This window comes from Vibrio kanaloae (genome assembly GCF_024347535.1).
GTDB lineage: Bacteria > Pseudomonadota > Gammaproteobacteria > Enterobacterales > Vibrionaceae > Vibrio > Vibrio kanaloae.
In genome coordinates this window covers 2,363,559-2,384,329 of sequence record NZ_AP025497.1, presented here as the reverse complement: position 1 = coordinate 2,384,329, position 20,771 = coordinate 2,363,559, and the positions used below count along the sequence as shown (strand labels likewise).

The following is a 20,771-nucleotide window of genomic DNA, read 5'->3' as shown; positions in this document are numbered from 1 at the left end:
CTCTTTTAACGTTAGACTTTTTATGAGCAAAAAACTCACTATTCTCGATATTGCTAAGCTGTCCGGTGTTGGTAAGTCAACCGTATCTCGCGTTCTGACCAACGACCCTAAAGTGAAACCTGAGACCCGTGAAAGGGTGGAAAGAGTAATTCAAGAATCTGGGTACACACCTTCAAAGTCTGCGCAATCAATGCGTGGTGGCAGTCAAAAAGTCATCGGCGTGATCATCTCTCGTTTAGATTCTCCCTCTGAAAACAAAGCCGTTAGTACCATGTTGGCTGAGTTGTATCGAGCAGATTACGATGTGGTGATTATGGAAAGTCAGCTCGACAGAGAAAAAGCCAATGAGCACCTGCAAGTTCTGAAGCGACGTAATGTGGATGGCATCATTGTGTTTGGCTTTACTGACTGTGATATCCCAGCGATCGAAACATGGGAACACAAAGCTGTGGTTATTGCTCTGGATACCGAGAACGTGACGTCGATTAACTATGATAACCAACAGGTTATTGATCGTGCTCTCGCGCACCTATCGGATCAAGGGATCTCAGATGTCGGCTTTATTGGTGTTGATCCTAGTGATAAATCAACCGGTGAACTGCGTCTTAAGGCTTATCTAGATTGGTGTGAAAACACCGGAGTGATTGCGAATTATCGTACTGGTCAACTTCATCATGAAAGTGCTTATCAGCTAGTGGATGAGATACTGACTCCTGCAACTCAAGCGATTGTTTGTGCCAGTGATACCCTGGCCCTTGGCGTGATCAAACGTCTACAAGAGCGACAACGCGAAGATGTGGTCGTGACAGGCGTTGGTGGCAACACTTTGCTCTCTTTTTTGTTTCCTCGTGTATTCAGTATTGACCCCGGCTATCAATCCGCAGGGAAATTAGCGGCTAATCTATTGATCTCCCAGCTTTTAGGTAACTCTGAGATCTCTCATCACACCCAACCTCCGATTCTATAATCCACTCAATTAAGCAAAATTGAACCGCTTGGATTAAAATTAGAGTGTGATCTCTTTCAATTAATGGGACTGTTCCCATTTTAATTTATTATTCATACGGGCATTATAATAATCGTTGTTGGGACTGTTCCCATTAATCTAAATCCTGAGTGGTTATCGCTGAATGGTTTAGATGAGTAATTGAATGAAACCAGGGTGGGGTAGTATGAGTAAGATAGCGAAGCAAGACGTTGCGCGTCTTATCGAGTTAGTCGGTGGCAAAGAAAATATTGCGAGTGTCAGCCATTGTTTGACTCGACTGCGTTTTGTATTGAACGATACGGAACAAGCAAACAAAGCAGAACTAGAAAAGCTGAAGTTGGTAAAAGGCTGCTTTACGAACGCAGGTCAATTCCAAGTCGTGATTGGCACAGAGGTTGATGAAGTGTACGCACTTCTGATTGAACAAACGGGTAAAGAGGCGTCATCAAAAGATGAGTCTAAGCTTGCAGCTCGTCAGAACATGAACTTCCTTGAGCGTGGTATCTCCCATTTAGCCGAAATTTTCGTACCACTGTTGCCTGCCATCATTACGGGTGGTTTGATTCTTGGTTTCCGTAATGTGATTGGCGACATTCGCATGTTCGACGGCAAAACCTTGGTTGAGATCAGCCAGTTCTGGGCAACCGTTCACTCTTTCTTATGGTTGATCGGCGAAGCGATTTTCTTCTTCCTACCGGTTGGTGTGTGTTGGGCGACGGTTAAGAAGCTCGGCGGAACCCCTATTTTGGGTATCACGCTCGGTGTGACCTTGGTTTCCCCACAATTGATGAACGCTTACATGATAGGTAAATCGGTACCTGAGGTGTGGGACTTTGGCTTGTTCGTGATTGAGAAAGTTGGTTATCAGGCACAGGTGATCCCAGCGATGCTAGCGGGTGTGGCTTTGGCATTTATTGAGACTAACCTCAAGCGTATTGTTCCTTCTTATCTGTACCTTGTTGTCGTGCCATTTGTATCGATTATTTTGTCTGTGATTCTAGCACACGCTTTCATTGGTCCATTTGGCCGCATGTTAGGCGATGGTGTGGCATTCGCGGCTAAAGCGGCAATGACTGGTGATTTTGCGATTTTTGGTTCAGTGGTATTTGGCTTCCTATACGCACCTTTGGTAATTACAGGTATTCACCACACAACCAACGCAGTCGACCTACAATTGATGCAAGACTTAGGCGGTACGCCAATCTGGCCTTTGATTGCTTTATCAAATATTGCGCAAGCTTCAGCGGTTGTCGGCATCATCATCTTAAGCAAGCGTGAAGGCGAACGAGATATCTCGGTTCCAGCTGCAATCTCTGCCTACTTAGGTGTGACAGAGCCTGCGATGTACGGCATCAACCTTAAATACAAATTCCCAATGCTGAGCGCAATGATCGGCAGTGCCGCAGCGGCTGCAATCTGTGGTAGTGCAGGTGTGATGGCGAATGGAATAGGTGTCGGTGGCTTGCCGGGTATCTTATCGATTCAACCGCAATATTGGTCTGTTTACTTAATTGCGATGCTGGTGGCGATTGTACTACCCGTCACGTTAACACTGTTCTTCTATAAACGAGCACAGATGAAAGGCGAGCTAGAAACCGCCAACGCGTAATGCATTAAATAAGCGATGACTCCAAAGTGAGCCATCGCTTTTTCTCTTAGTTATAGCTTTTTCTTTTAGTTATAACGGCTATTCGACCATGATTCACATGGTGATTTTTATTTTATATTTTCTGGTAAGTGAGTGTTAGAGATGGCGATGACTGAGCATGATGAAAGTTGGTGGAAAACCGCAACCATCTATCAAATCTACCCAAAGAGCTTTTGTGATAGTGGCAGTAAAGGTACTGGCGATATCAAAGGGATCATTTCAAAACTGGATTATCTTAAACACTTGAGTGTGGATGCCATTTGGTTAACCCCTGTTTACGCATCCCCAATGATCGATAACGGCTACGATATTTCAGACTACTACGCGATTAATCCTCAATTCGGCACCATGGAAGATTTCGACTTATTACTATCTGAAGCGCACCAACGGGGTATCCGTATCGTGATGGATATAGTGGTAAACCACACCTCGACAGAGCATGCATGGTTCCAATCTGCTTTGGGCGACAAAAACAGCCCGTACCGCGATTACTACATCTGGAAAGACCCAGTAAACGGCCAAGCACCCACTAACTGGCAATCTAAGTTTGGCGGTAATGCATGGGCTCTCGATGAAGCCACAGGTCAATACTACCTTCATCTATTCGCCAAAGAGCAGGCCGACCTGAACTGGGAGAACCCGGTTGTACGTGGTGAAGTGAAAGACGTTATCAGCTTCTGGGCTGAAAAAGGCGTTGATGGTTTCCGCCTTGATGTCATTAATTTAATTTCAAAGCAGCAAGACTTTCCTAACGATGATATTGGTGACGGTCGTCGCTTTTATACCGATGGTCCACGTGTACACGAATACCTGCAAGAGATCAGTGAAGAAGTATTCCAGAAATACGGCAGCGTGACGGTTGGCGAGATGTCTTCAACGACACTGGAACATTGTCAGCAATACTCAAATATTGATAACAGTGAGCTATCGATGGTGTTTAATTTTCATCACCTTAAGGTCGATTACACCAATGGTGAGAAGTGGACCAATGCGCCGTTTGATTTCTTACAGCTCAAGTCGATCTTCAATCACTGGCAAACAGGCTTGAACGGCAAAGGGTGGGGCGCGCTATTTTGGTGTAATCACGACCAACCAAGAGTGGTGAGCCGTTTAGGTGATGATCAGCAGTATCGTGTTGAGTCGGCTAAGATGCTGGCTGCGTCTGTACATATGATGCAAGGCACGCCGTATATCTATCAAGGTGAAGAAATTGGCATGACTAACCCTGGCTATACTGAGATCAGCCAATATCGTGATGTAGAGAGCACCAACATGTACGACATCATGGTTAACCGTGATGGTGTGGAGCATCAAGATATGATGGCGATTTTAGCGCAGAAATCTCGCGATAACTCTCGTACACCGATGCAATGGAACTGTGAAGCATATGCAGGCTTTTCACAAGAACAGCCATGGCTAGACGTTGCGAATAACTATACTGAGATCAATGCTGAGCAAGCGCTGGAAGATAAAGATTCTGTTTTTTACTTCTACAAGAGCTTGATTGAGTTACGTAAACAAGTGCCTGTGATTACTCATGGTAGTTATCAAGATTTATTGCCTGAACACTCATCTATTTTTGCGTATGCACGTGAGAGCGAAGGGCAAACCTTGTTGTGTATTAACAACTATTATGGTGAAGAGGCGGAATGCGTTTTACCGGAACGTTTTGATATGAGTAAGGCGAAGAGTTTGTTGTCTAACTATCAAGAAGCGAACACTTCAGTAGCATTACATCATCAAGTCTTACGTCCTTATGAGACTCGTATTCTCTTGATTGAAGGTTAACCTTGTTTCATTTTCACAAGCCTGATTCTTATTCCCCTTAAAGGGTTGGGCTTTTACAAAGGCTTTGGAGTGCTCCCCAAAGCCTTTTTTCGATGTACTGTTAGTGCTTAGTGAGCATTTCGATCTCTTCGTGTGAAAGGTGAACAAGGGGTGGTACTGACTGTGGTGTGACAGCAACAGTCAGCTCATCGAGAAGCATTGTCAGTTTGTCCATCGGCCATTGTTGAAGCTGAGCTTTAATCTCTTCGTAGGCGTCATCCCTTTCTTTTCTCACTGCTTTGTCCATTTCAAGTCCTGCAAAGTTAACGTTGTTTGCTCAAGACCACTGATTTCACTGTGTCGTACATAGCCAAATACGGGATGATAAATCGTCGTGATATTTTCATTGATGAGTGTACTACTCGACGGTTGCTCATCATTGTTGCATTCTAGAGTCAGTATTGATTGGTATTCGAGTAAGCCTACTTCTATTTGTTGATTATTAATTTTCTCAAATATTTTACCGTTTTCTATTCTTTTCTGTTCTCTTTTCCAATTCAAAGAACAGCGACTGATCACCATTTTAGAATCAACATCATACTGTTCGACTAATCGGTATGCATCTTCATCGCTGATGTCGAGTCCGTTAATATTATGTTCCCAAAATGAAGAACTGATTTGTTGATCTTTATATGTATTAGCCGATGTAGGAAACTCCATGCTATCAAAAATATGGATTAAAGAAGGCGCTTTATTAAAGAAGTCAATCAGGCTTAAAGAAGCCTCTTCATTAATTCGATATAGCTGACCATCTTTTTCATACAAAAAATCTGTATCTTCATTACTTCCTATCGAGTTCTTGATTATTCTCACATAAAAGCTATCTACACCAATATTAGAAAGGTTATTAATGACTTCTGTTAATTGAGCTGTCTCTTTTTGAGGGAGAGTGTCTAAAACGTCGATGAGTTCAATCGCATTTTTAGGAATGTATTTAATGTAAAAAACCTCTGAAGAGTTCCCATCAAGACGATTTATTTTCTCTTCATAGTTTAGCCACTGTTCATTTTTTGGAGAAAATTGGGATTTATTAAAGTCCAGATCTGAGCCGATTTGTTTTTCTGGTATAGAGGGTGATGAGCTATTACAGCCTGATAGAAATAGCGATGATAAAATAGATAATAAAGGTAATTTGTTCTTCATGATTTTAATCCGGTAAAAATGCTGAGGTGTTTATGTTGTCAGCAAGTTTGAAGATTAGCGTTTGATAAGCCAAATAATGATAGATAACAAAGATTAACGAATCTTAATTTTATGTTTAATCTTTTGTTTTTTTAAGGTTTTTTTGTTATTTCATTTCGTTTTTCATTGGTGTTCTAGCGTAGCAGTCTTATTCATTAATAGATTAACTTAAGTGACCTAAGTGTTTTGTTCGTATTTGTTTTACTTTGTTGTTTTATTTATTTAATCCAATTCGTTAACTTCTGGTCTACCAAAATGGTAATAAATAAAAGAAGGATAACTAAATGCGTAATAATAGTGGCTATAGCTTAATTGAATTGGTGATCGTTATTGTGGTGATCGGTATTTTATCGGTGGCAGCGATACCTAAATTTATGAATATTCAAAATGAAGCGAGAGAAGCTCGACTCTATAGTGTAAGAGGTGCTTTAGAATCGGGTATCAATATGGCTCATGGAATGATGATGTTAGAAGGGAAAGAACACTATCGTTATGTTTCAAATAAAATTGAGGGTCAAACTTCAGATGGTTATGGTGTGATTCCGTTACAGAACTTGCCATTTAAAGGGTGTGAGGTCGATGGAAGAAAAAGTTGTGCATTTATTTATGGTTACCCTGATGCCGACGAAAATAATCTATCCATTGTCCTAAAAGGCATTCTCGGTTCGTCTTCATTGTGGAAGGTACACCGAACGGAAAATGAAAGAGGTACTGCTTATATTACGCCACTGAATCAAAATGAATTTAAACAGTGTTCAGTTCGATATCAGGTCCCTCTTTCTCAAGAAGAAGATTATCAGATCGATGTTTTGCCTTGTGTTTAATTGATTGACATAAGATTGAATAAAACCATGATCAAATAAGTTCATGGTTTTATTTTTGTTTCTGCATCTTGATCATGGTTTGGCAATAGGCTTCAATCATATTGCGCCAATCATAAGTCATCGTTTTATTCGAAAATTTGCTCTTCAACTGATTCCAAGGTGATAAGCAAGTTTCTACTGATTCTGGTTGAGCAAGTCGTTTAAATAGCGCTTTTGATGGGACTGTATGGGATAGTGAAACGATGGATTGTAGGTAGTTTTTCATAAAGAGATCTTCTCGGCCGCTTTTATAAGAAATATCGGAAACGAGAAGGTAAATTAAGGCATTATCAATCCTTGAACCACCTACTGGAGTGCGTAGAAAATCAAAAGCGTTTTCTAGGTTTCCTGCTTTCAGGTTAATTAGGCCTAACCATATGCCTAGTTCGTCAGGAAGCGGAGTGAAACGCGTATACAGTTGGCTAATAGCCTTTTCCAACGTCTCTTTATTGGTTTCAAACAATGTGTTGTGTCGAGCAAAATAGAGGGCTTTAAATTCATCATTTGGAATGAATGAACCTTCGTCAATATCACGGTCATACTGCTTAAATACAGACAAATTATCTAGTTGCCAATCGTATTCAATCGGAATGGGGAGTGCAAAAAAACGAGCGATGTCTTGCTGTAGAGGCAAAAGGGAAAGGCTCAAGCTGTTGAGATTGATAACGTAGGTTTTTTTGAACACTTCCTTATCAGATGTAGAAAAGAGCAGCTTAGCTTCGGCATGAACAGTGGAAGGTGTTTCGAGATCTTTTAAGCGAATGTTGAGTTTGTACTCACTTGATATGCTCTCTTTTGCTCCGGGCCAATAGGGACTGTCATCGATTGTCGTCACGAAGTAACTCGGAATGTCTTGATTGACCAAATCGGTATATGGATATTCAATTTGTTGCTCAAGAATCAAAGCTTTAATGATTTTCCTATGCTGTTTTGATTGAGGGCCCGTAGCATCAATACGATGCAGAAGAAGCTCTCTCATTTGGATGGTTTGTTGTTTGCGATATTGCTCGATTAGATTGCTTGTTTTTGTAACATAAAGATAAGACGAAACAAAAAATGCTATAGAAAGGAACACGATCAAGTAATGTAAGGGCTTTATGTTGGTCAGTTTGGCACTCAACGCAAGACGTATTGTGGGCGGTGTTTCTCGGGAGGGAGTATGGTCATCTTCCTCAAGAGTGATTAGCTTCACTTGGCTGTCGCAAAGGTAATAGCCTTTACGGGGGTAAGTCACCAGTATTTTGGTTGCATCTTCATGGATTAAATATTTTTGAAGGAGCGCACGGAAGGTCGATATTCTGTTAGTCAGTACATTTTTAGAAATGTAGTCGCTATGCCAGATCTCTTGAATGATCGCATTAGAAGAAAGCGGTTCACCGACATGAGTAAGCAAAAACTCGAGCAGTTCAATGGTTCTTGGTTCTAAATCGATTATCTCATCGTTATGCCTTAAGTGCTTTTTCTGCGGATTATAGGTCATTCCCCCGATTTTAATTAGGCCGCCAACCTCTTTTGCTTCTTCAAGAATATTTCGCATCATGTAGGAACATCATTATTAATTATTTGCCTGTATTATATAGCATTTTTCTTAAACGGAGTATGCGTGTTGTCACCTGTAGTGGATTTTATATCGGTGTGGCTTATGATTCATCGCCAGTACTAAATTCAGTGCCAAAGCTCCTAAAATGGAAAGTAAGATTGTTGTAGGAGTGACAAAAAGAAAGGAAGTGAACAGTATTATCGCGTCAATCGCCATTTGTGATTTTCCGACGGAAATACCAAATTTATCTTGGATGAATAAACACAGGACATTGAATCCGCCAAGACTCGAATGATGCCTAAATAGGATCAGCATACCTAAGCCCATCAAAAGGCCGCCTGCAACAGCGCAGTAAATCTCATTATGAACGTCTAACGAAATCACCAAGTATAAATGATCGGCAAACACAGACACTAAAGCGCCAGAAATGGCACTGCTTATCGCAAAGTGACGGCCAAATCGTTTCCATGCCAATAAGTAGAATGGGCAGTTGGCAATAAAGTACAAAATACCAAAGGTTACTGGTGTAAATTGACTCAAAAGCAGTGCCAAGCCTGTCGTGCCACCAGTAAGCAGGTTTGCTGACTGTAAAAAGAAGACGCCTAATGCGACTAAAAACGTACCAGTGAGGATCGCTACCCAATCTTCTTTACGTGAGTGTTTTTCCATCGTTTTTATAATTACCTAACCAATAAAGGCGTGCATAGTAGAGAAAAACCTTAGCTTTCGGTAGCTAGAGGGGGAAAATTAAGGTAAACCTATGTAATCTGCGTTTTACAGGGTGTAAAGCGTAAAATTGACAGTAAGTACCATCTTTGGTTGGATAAGCTTTATAACCATGATGAACCTTATTTGTGATTATGAAAAAACTGCATGATAAAATTGCAATTAGCTCTTTATGACCTAAATCAAATTATGTAGAATGCGTCACATCAAAACGGTGACGGAAACGTTTGCTTTCGGTCGTTGTGTGGTTTTTTTGAAACTTTCAGTACAATCTGAGTCAGGAGATACAGATGCTTAAGCGTGACATGAACATTGCTGATTACGATGCGGATCTATTCGCAGCTATCCAAGAAGAAACTCTTCGTCAGGAAGAGCACATCGAACTTATCGCTTCAGAAAACTACACAAGCCCACGTGTAATGGAAGCTCAAGGTTCTCAACTTACAAACAAATACGCTGAAGGCTACCCAGGTAAGCGTTACTACGGTGGCTGTGAGTTCGTTGATAAGGTTGAAACATTGGCAATTGAGCGTGCATGTGAACTGTTTGGCGCACAATACGCAAACGTACAGCCACACTCAGGTTCTCAAGCAAATAACGCTGTCTACATGGCGCTACTAAACGCGGGTGATACTGTTCTTGGTATGAGCCTAGCGCACGGTGGTCACCTAACTCACGGTTCTCCTGTCAACTTCTCTGGTAAGCTTTACAACATCATCCCTTACGGTATCGATGAAGCAGGCCAAATCGATTACGAAGAGATGGAAGCGCTGGCTATCGAGCACAAGCCTAAGATGATCATCGGTGGTTTCTCAGCTTACTCTCAAGTTTGTGATTGGAAGCGTATGCGTGAAATCGCTGACAAAGTCGGTGCTTACTTCTTCGTCGATATGGCGCACGTTGCTGGTCTAATCGCTGCAGGCGTTTACCCGAACCCAGTTCCACACGCTCACGTTGTAACGACGACAACGCACAAAACGCTTGCTGGCCCTCGTGGCGGTCTTATCCTTTCTAACGAAGGCGAAGATCTTTACAAGAAACTAAACTCAGCAGTATTCCCAGGCGGCCAAGGTGGCCCTCTAATGCACGTTATCGCGGGTAAAGCAGTAGCGTTCAAAGAAGCGCTAGAGCCAGAGTTCAAAGAATACCAAGCTCGCGTAGTGGCTAACGCAAAAGCAATGGTTGCTGAGTTCCTAGCTCGCGGTTACAACATCGTTTCAGGTTCTACAGAGAATCACCTGTTCCTAGTTGACCTAATCGACAAAGACATCACAGGTAAAGAAGCAGATGCAGCACTAGGTTCAGCTAACATCACAGTGAACAAGAACTCAGTACCAAACGATCCACGTAGCCCGTTCGTTACTTCAGGTATCCGTATCGGTTCTCCTTCTATCACTCGTCGTGGTTTCTCAGAAGCAGACGCGAAAGAGCTAGCAGGTTGGATGTGTGACATCCTAGATAACATGGGTGATGAGTCTGTTATCGAAGCAACGAAAGCAAAAGTACTAAACATCTGTAAGCGTCTACCGGTTTACGCTTAATTTTTCTGGCTCAAATAGCTTAATTTCTGTGTCAAAGGTGCTCATTTACATTCGTAAACTCCGCGCCTTTTCCTTGAACTAAAGCTATTTGATTGAAAAATACGATTTGAAAGGCTCCTGTTGGGAGCTTTTTTATTGGTCTGGTAACTCTCAGAGAGTGAACGAATTTCTGTGTCGCACATACTCATTTGCTAGCGCAAACTCCGTGTGAGCTCCTTGAACTTCGCTCATCTACTTTGAAAAATACTTTTTAAGGGGCTCATTGAGTCCCTTTTTTGTATTTGTCGGTATGAGAGTTGGGTTATCTGAGAATACAGAAAGGCAGGTCCTAAAAAGGGCTGATGTTTGCACATCAACCCTTTGCTGTTTGTTGGTATCGGTTTTACTTTTTGATGCTCAGTAAAGTTCCTGACTTACATCTAAACGAGTAGTAGCTGCGACTCTCGTTGAATTTGCCTAAGCCTTCGCCATCGCAGTAGTCTATGTTGATATCACGCATTACTTCTAGCGTATCTTCACTGTTCAAAGCGAATTTAGAACCATCAGAACAGACGATACGAATTCGCTCATCATGGCTTACTGAGTAAATATCGACTTCGGTATTACACAGCTCAAAAGAGGCTTCACGAAAGTTGTCTTGCTGTGTATTTGAAGCGCAACCTGCAGTCAGTGTTGCAGCGAAAACTGCCAAAAGTCCGAGTCTTTTCATTGTTAATCCTTCGCTATCATCAGATTGGGTGATGAGTTTTATATGCTATTTGAGGTAGCCTATACAACAATACGCTTCGGTTCAAGGAGCGTTCGTTGACTCTAAGATATAAAAGTATAGATGTAGACAGATAATTTATAACGGGTTTGTTGCATGTTTACTTATTACGTATCACCAACAAAAAAGACCAACACAGAGGTTGGTCTATTAATAGGAAGCTCGTTTTAAATCATTATCGAAACTGTTTGGCTTCTGGAAGATACTCAAAACCAGCAGACGCGAGCTTAGCGATCAATGCAGCTTTGTCAATTTCGTAGAAGTTGACTACTCGATCCAAATTACCGCCGAAGTCATCGCGAAGCTTCATATTGACGATGCTCATCAACATCACTGGATCCATCTTTTCAAAGTTAGCGAGATTCATACTAGTCCTCGAAATCTGAAATCAGTAGGTTCGCGGCGGCAAATGCTGCACGTTCACGAGCTTCTTTAGCAAGGGATTCATCGGCAGCAAGGTTGTTCAATGTTTTTACTGCGCAGGTGATCGCTTTAGGGATATAGCCTTGGTCGCCACTGCCAATTTGAGAATACAGTTCACGCACTAAATCACAACAATCGTATACTTTCATTTTTATACCTAACCAAATGATAACTGATATCAATATACACATAGAGATAAGCAAAAACAAAGTGGATCTGCTCAAGAGCAGAGTTAGTTTGTCTTTGCTCAATATATTACTTAGTTAGCCTGCGGCTTAGGCTTCTCTTTACTGACTCGTTTGGTATTTATCGATTAGCCAGATACTTGTTGTTCAAGTTGATAAGTGACTTCATCAGCAAGGTTTAGTTGTTTCGCGAGCTCTTTCAGGTACGCCTTTTCCATGAAATTCTGTTCGTCGGCAACAATCAAAGAGGCTAAGTAGATCTCGCTCGCTTGCTGAGGTGAAGTGGCTAGTTGCGCAATCTCACTTGGGTCGAGTGGCTTGTGCAGTTCTTCAGATACCAACTTAGTCAGTTGATAATCAGCGCCCATGTTTTCTACTGCTTGTTCTATCTTAGCCATCTCTTCTTTATCAACATGACCATCAGCTTTAGACGCGGCTATCATCGATCGTAGAATAAGAACACCGTGATTAGCATCATTTTCATCAAATTGAGCCTGTTCGACATTGGGTGTCTGGCCTTGTTTAGATTGGTAGTCGTTGTAGACTTTATAAGCGAGAGCACCAAGAGCTGCTGCGCCACCAATGCCGGCTGCTTTCTTACCCATTTTCTTGGTCTTTTTAGAGCCCATTAACGTCCCTAACAGTCCACCACCAACAGCGCCTGCACCGAAAGCGCCAAGTGTGCTCTTGTTGATACCTTTGTCATTGCTGCTACTGCCTTGAGAGAGGCTGCTTAAACTTGAAGACCCTTGGGAAAGCTTCTGAGTGCCTTGTTTAACGAGATCTGAATTAAGTGCTTGGTTAAGTAAGCTTTTGATATCCATCGATACCTCCAATGGTGAGCATGTCCAAAAAGTTGATAACACCAATATACGGATTTGAAGATGAACAGGGGATTAACTTACGTTATTAACTCTACTGATAAATAGAAGGGAGTTTGAAGGGAAACGACAGGCACAAAAAAGGCCACCTAATGGCAGCCTTTCAATGTTTATCTAGCGAGTAACTAATTATTTAGTCAATACAGACTTATTCAGTTACTTAATTACTAAGCTAGTTGAGCTTTAAGGTGCTCGATAACCGTGTCCATTGCGATAACTTCTTTATCACCAGTACGACGGTTTTTGTATTCGAAGTTGCCTTCGTCCATGCTGCGATCACCGATAACGATAGTGTGAGGAATACCCACTAGTTCGATATCTTTAAACATTACACCAGGGCGCTCTTTACGGTCATCAAATAGTACTTCGATACCCATAGCTGTTAATTCAGCGTATAGCTTCTCAGCTGCTTCTTTAACGCGCTCAGATTTGTGCATGTTCATTGGTACGATAGCAACTTGGAACGGTGCGAGTGCGTCTGGCCAAGTGATACCGAATTTATCGTGGTTTTGCTCGATAGCCGATGCAACAACACGTGAAACACCGATACCGTAACAACCCATTTCTAGGATTACGCTCTTACCATCAGGACCAAGCACGTTACAGTTCATTGCTTTAGAGTAAGTATTACCTAGCTGGAAGATGTGACCAACTTCGATACCGCGCTTAAGTTGGATAGTACCTTGACCACATGGGCTAAGGTCGCCTTCAACAACGTTACGTAGATCTTCAACTTGAGCAAGCTCAACGTCACGACCCCAGTTAATACCGAAGTAGTGCTTACCGTCTACGTTTGCACCAGCGCCAAAGTCACTCATTACAGCAACAGAGCGGTCAACGATGAATGGCAGCTCTAGGCCAACAGGGCCAAGTGAACCAGGACCTGCACCAACAAGTGCACGGATTTCTTCTTCAGAAGCCATTTCTAGTGGAGAAGCAACTTGTGGAAGGTTCTCTGCTTTCACTTCGTTCAGTTCGTGGTCGCCACGGATGATCAGTGCAATGATGTCTGCATCTACTTCATCAGACGCTTTAACGAATAGAGTCTTAACGGTCTTCTCGATTGCTAGACCGTGCTGCTCTACAAGCTCAGCAATTGTTTTTGCGTTTGGCGTATCAACCAGTTCCATCTCTTGAGTTGGCGCTGCCGCTTCAGTTGTAGGAGCTAGTGCTTCTGCTTTCTCGATGTTCGCTGCGTAATCAGATTCAGAAGAGAATGCGATTAGATCTTCGCCGCTTTCAGCAAGAACGTGGAATTCTTGAGAGCCGCTACCGCCGATTGCACCAGAGTCTGCCAATACTGGACGGTACTCAAGGCCCATGCGGTCGAATGCTTTACAGTAAGCATCGTGCATCGCTTGGTAAGACTTTTCTAAGCCTTCTTTGTCGATATCAAAACTGTACGCATCCATCATAGAGAATTCACGTGCACGCATTACGCCAAAACGAGGGCGACGTTCATCACGGAATTTAGTCTGGATTTGGAACAGGTTTAGAGGAAGCTGTTTGTAAGAGCTAATCTCGTTACGTACTAGGCTCGTCACCACTTCTTCAGCTGTTGGGCTAAGAACGAACGGACGAGAGTGACGGTCTGTGAAACGAAGTAGCTCAGGGCCCATCTTTTCAGAACGGCCAGTCTCTTCCCAAAGCTCAAACGGTTGAACTACGGGCATCAAGATTTCAACGGCACCTGCATTATCGATCTCTTGGCGAACGATATTTTCGACTTTACGCAGTACACGTAGACCAGTAGGTAGCCAAGTATATAAACCTGAAGCTAGCTTACGGATCATACCTGCACGTAGCATCAGCTGGTGGCTGATTACTTCTGCGTCGTTTGGAGTCTCTTTCAGAGTAGAAAGAAGGTAGTTACTGGTACGCATTCTGTGGTATCCGTTTCATCATTGATAAAAGAAAATTTGCCGAGCTTAGTGGCGTCAGCAAATCTGATATAGCCGTATATAATATCAGCCTATTTGAGTTCTCAAAAGCGCTCAATGTCAGTAACATTGATGAAAAGCGTTTCAACAACGAATTTCACGTTAAGATCGAACAAATTTACCGCATATTCTTTACTGTCTGGTTTGCCTTTTTTATAGGCAGGGCGAGGATCTTGGCCAAGAACTTCTTTGATTACCTGAATGATGTGGTGCCCCTGTGGGTGTTGTACCAGCTTCGCTTGGGCTTGCTGTGAAAAGTTAACGTCGAGCACTTCTGGTTCATCGGCGGCAAACCCTCCCAATGCATCCGGAATCGAATCTGAATAGGGGATATAAGGCTTGATGTCGATGATCGGTGTACCGTCTACTAAGTCGACGCTGCCGAGATCCAACCAAGTCTGTCCTTTCTCTTGAGACACACCTTTTAGTTCAACCGCAGACATGCCAATTCCATTTGGTCTGAATGTGGCACGTGACGCGAATACACCAATACGTTCATTCCCGCCAAGGCGAGGTGGCCTCACAGTTGGTTTCCATCCTGCTTCGAGGTTTTTGTCGAACATGAACAACAACCAAACATGGCTAAATTGCTCAATATTACGGACGGACTCAAGGCAGTTTGCTGAGTCAACGAGTCTTATTCTTGAGCTGGATGTTGGTACTAATCTAGGTTGCCTTGGTACCGCGAACTTCTCTTTATAAGGAGACTCTATAAAGCCAATAGGTTCAATGGAGTACATGGACGGACACTCTCTAATTTCGATCTATGGCGAAAAAATACCATAAAATCGCTTGTCTTTCTTTTGATAATAATTATCATCCAGTATGTTATAACGTATCAATTTAATTATTTTAGGGAAACATAATGAAACCGAATATCCACCCGGACTACCGCACAGTGGTATTCCATGACACCAGCGTTGATGAGTACTTCTTAATCGGCTCAACGCTAAAAACAGACCGTACTATCGAATGGGAAGACGGCAATACTTACCCTTACTTCACGATTGAGGTGTCGTCAAAGTCGCATCCTTTCTATACGGGTAAACAACGAGTGCTACATAAAGAGGGACGCGTTGCGAACTTCACTCGTCGTTTTGGTCAATTAGGTAAAGGGAATAAGTAGATGAAAGTGGTTAAATCTCTTAAGAGTGCAAAAAGTCGTCACCCAGATTGTCAGGTTGTGAAGCGCAGAGGTCGCCTCTATGTCATCTGTAAGTCCAACCCGAGATTCAAAGCGGTTCAAAAATAGTCAGTCAATTCGACGTGACACAGCTTTAAAAACGAGGGGAAAGTCAAACTTCATTCATTTGTCAGTTTTTCTTTTCCTTCGAGAGGAAGGTTATTAAATATCAAGTGTTTTTTATAGTACGGCGAACTTTGTTTTTAAATTAATCAATGGCTTATATCGTCAATTATATTTGTAGTGAATGTGTTCTTTTGAATTATAAATCTAGTTTTAGTCCCCTGTATGGATTTATTTGCTAGTTAATCGTTCAAATAGAGTTAAAAATCATCAATTATTACACATTTTGTAACATTTTGAATTTCTAATTGATAATTTTGTCGCGTACCCTTCGCTGGCAATTTGAACATTTTTGTCACAATTGCACAGGAATCACTACAAGGAGGGAACTGATGAGTTCATCAGATTCAATAAAAAACAACTCGCCAAAGAAACCTATTTTTACCCGCTTTCTCGATGGCGTTGAATATTTGGGGAACCTTTTACCCCACCCAATTACTCTTTTTGCAATCTTCTGTGTCGCAATTTTAGTTACTTCAGGTATCGCTGGATATTTTGAGGTGTCTGTTATGGATCCTCGTCCAGACGGTGCGCCAGGTCGTGCTGCTGACGGCATGATTCACGTTGTAAGCTTACTTAACGCTGAAGGCTTACAACTCATCGTCACTAATCTCGTTAAAAACTTTGTCGGCTTTGCGCCACTAGGTACTGTGCTGGTTGCAATGCTAGGTGTTGCGATTGCTGAACACTCAGGTCTACTATCTGCGGCGATGCGTGGCATGGTAATGGGCGCATCTAAGCGTATGGTTACAGTAACCGTAGTATTTGCCGGTATTATCTCTAATACGGCCTCTGAGCTTGGTTATGTTGTGCTTATCCCTCTTGCGGCAATGCTTTTCCACTCTTTGGGTCGTCACCCATTGGCGGGTCTAGCGGCAGCATTTGCTGGTGTATCTGGTGGTTACTCTGCAAACCTTCTAATCGGTACGGTTGATCCACTGCTTTCTGGTATTACCCAAACAGCAGCGCAAATGATCGACCCGACTTACAGCGTTGGTCCTGAATCAAACTGGTATTTCATGTTTGTTTCTACTTTCTTCATTGCAATTACCGGTGCATTTGTAACTGAGAAGATTGTTGAACCAAAACTGGGTAAATACAACGACGAAGAAGCGTCTGAAGATTTATCAAACGATTCAATGGGCAAGCTAACGGAAATTGAGAAGAAAGGCCTTAAGCTGGCGGGCATCGCTGTGCTAGCCGTTTCTGCTCTTCTTGCGTGGACGATTGTTCCTGCTGATGGTGTTCTGCGTTCAGCGGCTGGTACGGTTTCAGGTTCTCCATTCCTAAAAAGTATCGTAGCGTTTATCTTTGTCTTCTTCGCGGTTCCTGGTTTTGTTTACGGTAAAGTTACCGGCTCAATGAAAACTGACCGTGACGTTATCAATGCAATGTCGAAGTCTATGTCCTCTATGGGCATGTACATCGTACTTGTATTCTTTGCTGCTCAGTTTGTTGCTTTTTTCAAGTGGACTAACTTCGGTCAAGTATTTGCAGTTGCAGGCGCGACTTTCCTACAAGATATCGGCCTAACTGGTCCAATGTTGTTCTTCGCATTCATCCTAATGTGTGGTTTCATTAACCTGATGATCGGTTCGGCTTCTGCTCAGTGGGCAGTTACAGCACCTATCTTCGTTCCAATGTTAATGCTAGTAGGCTACGCACCTGAAACGATTCAAGCGGCTTACCGTATCGGTGACTCAACAACGAACATCATTACACCAATGATGAGCTACTTCGGTCTTATCCTTGCTGTAGCAACGCGTTACATGAAGAACCTAGGTATTGGTACCCTGATTGCTACAATGCTTCCATACTCAATCGTATTCTTGGTTGGTTGGAGCTTAATGTTCTACGTTTGGGTATTCATATTCGGTCTACCAGTAGGTCCAGGTGCGGCGACGTACTACACGCCTTAGTTGTAGAACAGGGGAAACCTTCTCTTAATTGATATTAAAAAAACCTGTATTGTTTGCAGGTTGTTTTGTTTTTATAGAGAGATAGAACTAGGTTAAGCTCGGATGAGCCTGCTAGCGTTTGGCTAGAATTCTATCTAAGTGGTTCGCGAACTCACGACGGTCGGTTTGAGAAAGGGTGCTTGGTCCGCCCGTTTGGATGCCACTTGAACGCATGGTATCCATAAAATCACGAATGTTGAGACGCGCTTTAATGGTCTCTTTGGTGTAAAGCTCGCCACGAGAGCTGAGTGCTTGACCACCCTTGGTGATCACTTCGTCAGCCAGGGGGATATCTGATGTAATCACAAGATCGCCGGGTTCAGTGCGTTTTACGATTTCATCATCTGCAATATCAAACCCGCTTGGTACTTGAATTGAGTGAATGTTATTGCGCTTAGGAACGGGAACCAAATGGTTTGCCACAAAGGTGCATTCAACACCTGTGCGCTCTGCTGCACGTACGATTGTTTCACGGATAACTTTAGGACAAGCGTCCGCATCAACCCATATCTTCATAGTGTTCTATTTCTCTGTTAGCTTGTTGTCTGTCACTTATTGCTCTGTTGCCTAATTGAGCAGTTAGCTTATTGCTCAGTTAACTTATTGTTCCGTTAACTTAGCTTCTAGCGTGGCTACGCGAGCGGTAAGCTCAAGGATTTGCTTTTCCAGTTGGCTCACACGATCAAGCTCCGGCTCTTTTTGTGTCGCCACTTCAACCTTAGGGACACGATTGGCGCTTTTCCAGCTCTTGATGGTTGTGATTAAAGCAGGCATTGGAACGGATGTGCTCATGCGAGCTTTCACTAACGCAACGGTTGGCTCTTTCCCTTGTGCTTGCAGTCCTTCAAGCACCGATTTCAACTCTTCAGAAACATCTTTTGTCAGCATGTTGACCTCCATTTTTAGTCTTTGTGCATTTTACTCGCTCCAGTAAATGATAGCGAATCATAAAACAGCCCATAACGTGTGAGAGATCTCTTACAAGCGCTGTGAGATAACACGAATATATTTCTAGAGAGACTGATATGCATATGAGTAAGGTGTTGAATTTTAGTTGTTTTATATAATTAACAACTCAGTTAGATCTGAAATGTGATGAGAATCTATTGTCCGAAATCGTAAATCGCGTAAATTAAACCTTGTCGGAAGGATGCTGACACGGAACAGGAAAGCACCAAGGATTTGGTTATCTTCAGGATGAAGATTTGGTCAGTTAGGATTGAATGATCAAGCATGGAGCGTAGGACATTGTAGGGAGACAGTCAGTTGACAGGAAGTTAGCTGCAACGGAATGACAATGGACACCTTTGGGATTAAAGGGTTGGATTCGCATCAGGACGATGTAAAGGACACCGCTCAGGGAACAAGTTATGTGCGCTAACTAGGATTGTTAGCTTTCAGGATGATTGGACACCGCTAGGATGGCGAAGTAAAGGAAAGAGCTGAAGGATTACAGCCACTATTATGGATGATGCATGGAGCATTAATTAGTAGCCGGACTGCTGCGAGTAAGACCCTAGCCCTGACACTTCGGTGTCGGGGCTTTTCTTTTTCTGAGTATCGCTATACAGCGTATTGTGACGTTACATTCGATGAGGCTGTATCTCAAACCGCATCGAGCGGAATCCTACCATGGTCAGTTTGCCTTTGTAGCAGTCATCACCTAACGCTGAAAACTCAAATTGGTACACGGTGTGCCAGCGCCAAATCGTGGTCAATTCATGGCGCATCTTAAGCTTATGACCACTGAAAGCGACACTTAGCAACTGTAAGTCTAGCTCTTTACACTTTCTCGCAATGGCAGTTTTCGCAAGCTCTGATTGCCTGCGCTGTTGCCAAAATAAAAAGCAAAAGAAGCACAGTATTAAAATAGCCAATAAGTTATCTATCATTTAATCCATACTTCCTTTTATCTCTTTATTCCAATCGTGATTTGATCTTGTTTTTACGAGTTATTGAGCTTTTGCCGCTTGCTGTAGTTCAACTAAGGCATTAGCAAGCTCAGGCGATGGGTTTGAGTTCAGTAAAGGTAAAAATACCATTCTCAACGTCGGAATCATCACTAAATCTGCAAATAATTGGTTGAATAGGTTTTGGTTGCCCGTTTGTGCGAGACGTAACAAGAATTGCTCAGCAATCGCAGGATCTTGTAGCGCATGCCAGCTGCGACCCGCTAAACCAATTAATACTTCTTGGTGGCTCAAGCGTGGGCTAGCCAGAACTTGGTTAATGATGTTATTCGTGATCCCTTGTTCTGCACCTGAAAGGGCACGAACCAACGCAGACAGCAAGAATAGGTCCGGCTCTTTACTTGTGATCTCATTCTCTGCCATTTCTTGCAAACGTTGCGCGAGCTTGTCATTGATTTGCGTATGTTCAAGCGCCCCTAGTGTGGCGTATAGAGGTTCTGATGGCAGTTTATTGAGCGCTTTGCGAATCGCGACACCGTTTTGCTGGCTACCTAAGTGAGCACACATATCTGTGATGCCTTGCAAGCCAACCGTTTTCCAGTTATCCCAGCCTAGCTCACCAGTGAAGTAATGCTGAGCGTGTTCGTAATATTGGCTCGTCGCCAGGTCTAAACCTGCTCTTACTTGGCTATGGAACACGGCCATTTTGTCTTCAGAAGGCTTGAAGGTATAAGGGTTATTTGACAGCTTTTGTTGTTGCTCCTCGCTGATGTCGCCGTTCAAACGAGTGCCCATTGCTTCGATAACAAACTTCAGGAAATTACCCACATCACCTTGATGCAACAGGCCTCTTTCATCCAGTTTGAATTTTAGGAACCAGATCCAAGGTTGCTTGTGTTCGTTCCAGTAGCTAATGGCTAAGTGAGCTTGTTTTTGAAGTGGAAACGGGTACGGCTGTTTCCCTTGCTCAACATCAGAAAATAAGGTGTTGTCGATCTTCTGAATGCGACGACCTAGGTCGTAGATATCGTATTGGCAACCGCTATTTTTAAGCAACTGAGTGAGCGTGTGAATTGTTTCCATAGCA

At 42.8% G+C, this 20,771-nt stretch carries 22 protein-coding genes; 8 read left to right on the top strand and 14 right to left on the bottom strand.

Annotated features, from left to right (window positions below):
* Window positions 1–22: 22 nt before the first annotated feature.
* The 3 genes from treR (at window position 23) to treC (ending at window position 4,424) form a co-directional block, all read left to right on the top strand.
* A complete protein-coding gene (gene treR / locus OCV24_RS10800) occupies window positions 23–967 on the top strand; it encodes a trehalose operon repressor TreR (RefSeq protein ID WP_150879166.1) in 945 nt (314 codons plus the stop codon).
* Window positions 968–1,172: 205 nt separating this feature from the next.
* Window positions 1,173–2,597 (top strand): PTS trehalose transporter subunit IIBC, encoded by a 1,425-nt coding sequence (gene treB, locus OCV24_RS10795; RefSeq protein WP_150879164.1) that lies wholly within the window; start codon window positions 1,173–1,175, stop codon window positions 2,595–2,597.
* Window positions 2,598–2,738: 141 nt separating this feature from the next.
* Complete coding sequence (gene treC / locus OCV24_RS10790; RefSeq protein ID WP_150879162.1) at window positions 2,739–4,424, top strand: alpha,alpha-phosphotrehalase; 1,686 nt, start codon at window positions 2,739–2,741, stop codon at window positions 4,422–4,424.
* Window positions 4,425–4,524: 100 nt separating this feature from the next.
* Here the strand turns inward: treC and OCV24_RS10785 are convergent, their stop codons facing one another.
* Window positions 4,525–4,710, bottom strand: a complete 186-nt coding sequence (locus OCV24_RS10785; protein ID WP_150879160.1) for a hypothetical protein — start codon at window positions 4,708–4,710, stop codon at window positions 4,525–4,527.
* Window positions 4,695–5,606 carry a hypothetical protein gene (locus tag OCV24_RS10780; protein ID WP_150879158.1) on the bottom strand — a complete coding sequence of 304 codons (912 nt, stop codon included), beginning with the start codon at window positions 5,604–5,606 and terminating at the stop codon, window positions 4,695–4,697. The genes OCV24_RS10785 and OCV24_RS10780 overlap by 16 nt, the downstream gene beginning before the upstream one ends.
* A 323-nt stretch (window positions 5,607–5,929) precedes the next feature.
* Between OCV24_RS10780 and OCV24_RS10775 the strand changes: the two genes are divergently transcribed.
* Entirely contained in the window at window positions 5,930–6,469 is a 540-nt protein-coding gene (locus OCV24_RS10775) for a prepilin-type N-terminal cleavage/methylation domain-containing protein (RefSeq protein ID WP_150879156.1), read from the top strand.
* Window positions 6,470–6,518: 49 nt separating this feature from the next.
* Here the strand turns inward: OCV24_RS10775 and OCV24_RS10770 are convergent, their stop codons facing one another.
* On the bottom strand, window positions 6,519–8,048 hold the full coding sequence (locus OCV24_RS10770) for a winged helix-turn-helix domain-containing protein (protein WP_137008678.1): 1,530 nt from the start codon (window positions 8,046–8,048) through the stop codon (window positions 6,519–6,521).
* 69 nt (window positions 8,049–8,117) lie between these two features.
* A complete protein-coding gene (locus OCV24_RS10765) occupies window positions 8,118–8,717 on the bottom strand; it encodes a YitT family protein (RefSeq protein ID WP_102507652.1) in 600 nt (199 codons plus the stop codon).
* Window positions 8,718–9,064: 347 nt separating this feature from the next.
* Between OCV24_RS10765 and glyA the strand changes: the two genes are divergently transcribed.
* Window positions 9,065–10,315 carry a serine hydroxymethyltransferase gene (glyA, locus tag OCV24_RS10760; RefSeq protein ID WP_017095533.1) on the top strand — a complete coding sequence of 417 codons (1,251 nt, stop codon included), beginning with the start codon at window positions 9,065–9,067 and terminating at the stop codon, window positions 10,313–10,315.
* Between the two features lie 382 nt (window positions 10,316–10,697).
* On the opposite strand, the gene OCV24_RS10755 is transcribed toward glyA, so the two are convergent.
* The 6 genes from OCV24_RS10755 to tsaA all read right to left on the bottom strand — a co-directional run bounded on the left by OCV24_RS10755 (window position 10,698) and on the right by tsaA (window position 15,250).
* Window positions 10,698–11,024, bottom strand: coding sequence for a hypothetical protein (locus OCV24_RS10755; protein ID WP_004736794.1), 327 nt, complete (start codon window positions 11,022–11,024; stop codon window positions 10,698–10,700).
* A 232-nt stretch (window positions 11,025–11,256) separates the two neighbouring features.
* On the bottom strand, window positions 11,257–11,448 hold the full coding sequence (locus OCV24_RS10750) for a DUF4250 domain-containing protein (RefSeq protein WP_017056285.1): 192 nt from the start codon (window positions 11,446–11,448) through the stop codon (window positions 11,257–11,259).
* Between the two features lies 1 nt (window position 11,449).
* The gene (locus tag OCV24_RS10745; RefSeq protein WP_017056286.1) at window positions 11,450–11,653 is read right to left on the bottom strand and encodes a YaeP family protein; all 204 of its coding nucleotides are present in this window, start codon (window positions 11,651–11,653) and stop codon (window positions 11,450–11,452) included.
* Window positions 11,654–11,817: 164 nt separating this feature from the next.
* Window positions 11,818–12,513: a tellurite resistance TerB family protein gene (locus OCV24_RS10740; protein ID WP_017056287.1), complete on the bottom strand. Its 696-nt coding sequence runs from the start codon at window positions 12,511–12,513 to the stop codon at window positions 11,818–11,820.
* 224 nt (window positions 12,514–12,737) lie between these two features.
* Entirely contained in the window at window positions 12,738–14,453 is a 1,716-nt protein-coding gene (locus OCV24_RS10735; RefSeq protein ID WP_017056288.1) for a proline--tRNA ligase, read from the bottom strand.
* Between the two features lie 101 nt (window positions 14,454–14,554).
* The gene (tsaA, locus tag OCV24_RS10730) at window positions 14,555–15,250 is read right to left on the bottom strand and encodes a tRNA (N6-threonylcarbamoyladenosine(37)-N6)-methyltransferase TrmO (protein ID WP_017056289.1); all 696 of its coding nucleotides are present in this window, start codon (window positions 15,248–15,250) and stop codon (window positions 14,555–14,557) included.
* Window positions 15,251–15,375: 125 nt separating this feature from the next.
* Between tsaA and OCV24_RS10725 the strand changes: the two genes are divergently transcribed.
* The 3 genes from OCV24_RS10725 to OCV24_RS10715 all read left to right on the top strand — a co-directional run bounded on the left by OCV24_RS10725 (window position 15,376) and on the right by OCV24_RS10715 (window position 17,735).
* Complete coding sequence (locus OCV24_RS10725; RefSeq protein WP_060468340.1) at window positions 15,376–15,636, top strand: type B 50S ribosomal protein L31; 261 nt, start codon at window positions 15,376–15,378, stop codon at window positions 15,634–15,636.
* The gene (ykgO, locus tag OCV24_RS10720; protein WP_017056291.1) at window positions 15,637–15,762 is read left to right on the top strand and encodes a type B 50S ribosomal protein L36; all 126 of its coding nucleotides are present in this window, start codon (window positions 15,637–15,639) and stop codon (window positions 15,760–15,762) included. It abuts the gene before it with no gap.
* Between the two features lie 386 nt (window positions 15,763–16,148).
* A complete protein-coding gene (locus tag OCV24_RS10715; RefSeq protein WP_150879153.1) occupies window positions 16,149–17,735 on the top strand; it encodes an AbgT family transporter in 1,587 nt (528 codons plus the stop codon).
* A 111-nt stretch (window positions 17,736–17,846) separates the two neighbouring features.
* On the opposite strand, the gene OCV24_RS10710 is transcribed toward OCV24_RS10715, so the two are convergent.
* From OCV24_RS10710 to OCV24_RS10695, 4 genes are all read right to left on the bottom strand, one after another.
* Window positions 17,847–18,290 carry a YaiI/YqxD family protein gene (locus tag OCV24_RS10710; RefSeq protein ID WP_017056293.1) on the bottom strand — a complete coding sequence of 148 codons (444 nt, stop codon included), beginning with the start codon at window positions 18,288–18,290 and terminating at the stop codon, window positions 17,847–17,849.
* Between the two features lie 84 nt (window positions 18,291–18,374).
* A complete protein-coding gene (locus OCV24_RS10705; protein WP_017056294.1) occupies window positions 18,375–18,662 on the bottom strand; it encodes a hypothetical protein in 288 nt (95 codons plus the stop codon).
* 695 nt (window positions 18,663–19,357) lie between these two features.
* Window positions 19,358–19,666 (bottom strand): DUF3301 domain-containing protein, encoded by a 309-nt coding sequence (locus tag OCV24_RS10700; protein ID WP_017056295.1) that lies wholly within the window; start codon window positions 19,664–19,666, stop codon window positions 19,358–19,360.
* Between the two features lie 60 nt (window positions 19,667–19,726).
* Window positions 19,727–20,767, bottom strand: coding sequence for a DUF3549 family protein (locus tag OCV24_RS10695; protein WP_150879151.1), 1,041 nt, complete (start codon window positions 20,765–20,767; stop codon window positions 19,727–19,729).
* Between the last annotated feature and the right edge of the window lie 4 nt (window positions 20,768–20,771).

Coding starts and splice junctions, on each gene's coding strand:
- treR (WP_150879166.1), top strand. CDS start 23: ATGAGCAAAAAACTCACTATTCTCGATATTGCTAAGCTGTCCGGTGTT.
- treB (WP_150879164.1), top strand. CDS start 1,173: ATGAGTAAGATAGCGAAGCAAGACGTTGCGCGTCTTATCGAGTTAGTC.
- treC (WP_150879162.1), top strand. CDS start 2,739: ATGGCGATGACTGAGCATGATGAAAGTTGGTGGAAAACCGCAACCATC.
- OCV24_RS10785 (WP_150879160.1), bottom strand. CDS start 4,710: ATGGACAAAGCAGTGAGAAAAGAAAGGGATGACGCCTACGAAGAGATT.
- OCV24_RS10780 (WP_150879158.1), bottom strand. CDS start 5,606: ATGAAGAACAAATTACCTTTATTATCTATTTTATCATCGCTATTTCTA.
- OCV24_RS10775 (WP_150879156.1), top strand. CDS start 5,930: ATGCGTAATAATAGTGGCTATAGCTTAATTGAATTGGTGATCGTTATT.
- OCV24_RS10770 (WP_137008678.1), bottom strand. CDS start 8,048: ATGATGCGAAATATTCTTGAAGAAGCAAAAGAGGTTGGCGGCCTAATT.
- OCV24_RS10765 (WP_102507652.1), bottom strand. CDS start 8,717: ATGGAAAAACACTCACGTAAAGAAGATTGGGTAGCGATCCTCACTGGT.
- glyA (WP_017095533.1), top strand. CDS start 9,065: ATGCTTAAGCGTGACATGAACATTGCTGATTACGATGCGGATCTATTC.
- OCV24_RS10755 (WP_004736794.1), bottom strand. CDS start 11,024: ATGAAAAGACTCGGACTTTTGGCAGTTTTCGCTGCAACACTGACTGCA.
- OCV24_RS10750 (WP_017056285.1), bottom strand. CDS start 11,448: ATGAATCTCGCTAACTTTGAAAAGATGGATCCAGTGATGTTGATGAGC.
- OCV24_RS10745 (WP_017056286.1), bottom strand. CDS start 11,653: ATGAAAGTATACGATTGTTGTGATTTAGTGCGTGAACTGTATTCTCAA.
- OCV24_RS10740 (WP_017056287.1), bottom strand. CDS start 12,513: ATGGATATCAAAAGCTTACTTAACCAAGCACTTAATTCAGATCTCGTT.
- OCV24_RS10735 (WP_017056288.1), bottom strand. CDS start 14,453: ATGCGTACCAGTAACTACCTTCTTTCTACTCTGAAAGAGACTCCAAAC.
- tsaA (WP_017056289.1), bottom strand. CDS start 15,250: ATGTACTCCATTGAACCTATTGGCTTTATAGAGTCTCCTTATAAAGAG.
- OCV24_RS10725 (WP_060468340.1), top strand. CDS start 15,376: ATGAAACCGAATATCCACCCGGACTACCGCACAGTGGTATTCCATGAC.
- ykgO (WP_017056291.1), top strand. CDS start 15,637: ATGAAAGTGGTTAAATCTCTTAAGAGTGCAAAAAGTCGTCACCCAGAT.
- OCV24_RS10715 (WP_150879153.1), top strand. CDS start 16,149: ATGAGTTCATCAGATTCAATAAAAAACAACTCGCCAAAGAAACCTATT.
- OCV24_RS10710 (WP_017056293.1), bottom strand. CDS start 18,290: ATGAAGATATGGGTTGATGCGGACGCTTGTCCTAAAGTTATCCGTGAA.
- OCV24_RS10705 (WP_017056294.1), bottom strand. CDS start 18,662: ATGCTGACAAAAGATGTTTCTGAAGAGTTGAAATCGGTGCTTGAAGGA.
- OCV24_RS10700 (WP_017056295.1), bottom strand. CDS start 19,666: ATGATAGATAACTTATTGGCTATTTTAATACTGTGCTTCTTTTGCTTT.
- OCV24_RS10695 (WP_150879151.1), bottom strand. CDS start 20,767: ATGGAAACAATTCACACGCTCACTCAGTTGCTTAAAAATAGCGGTTGC.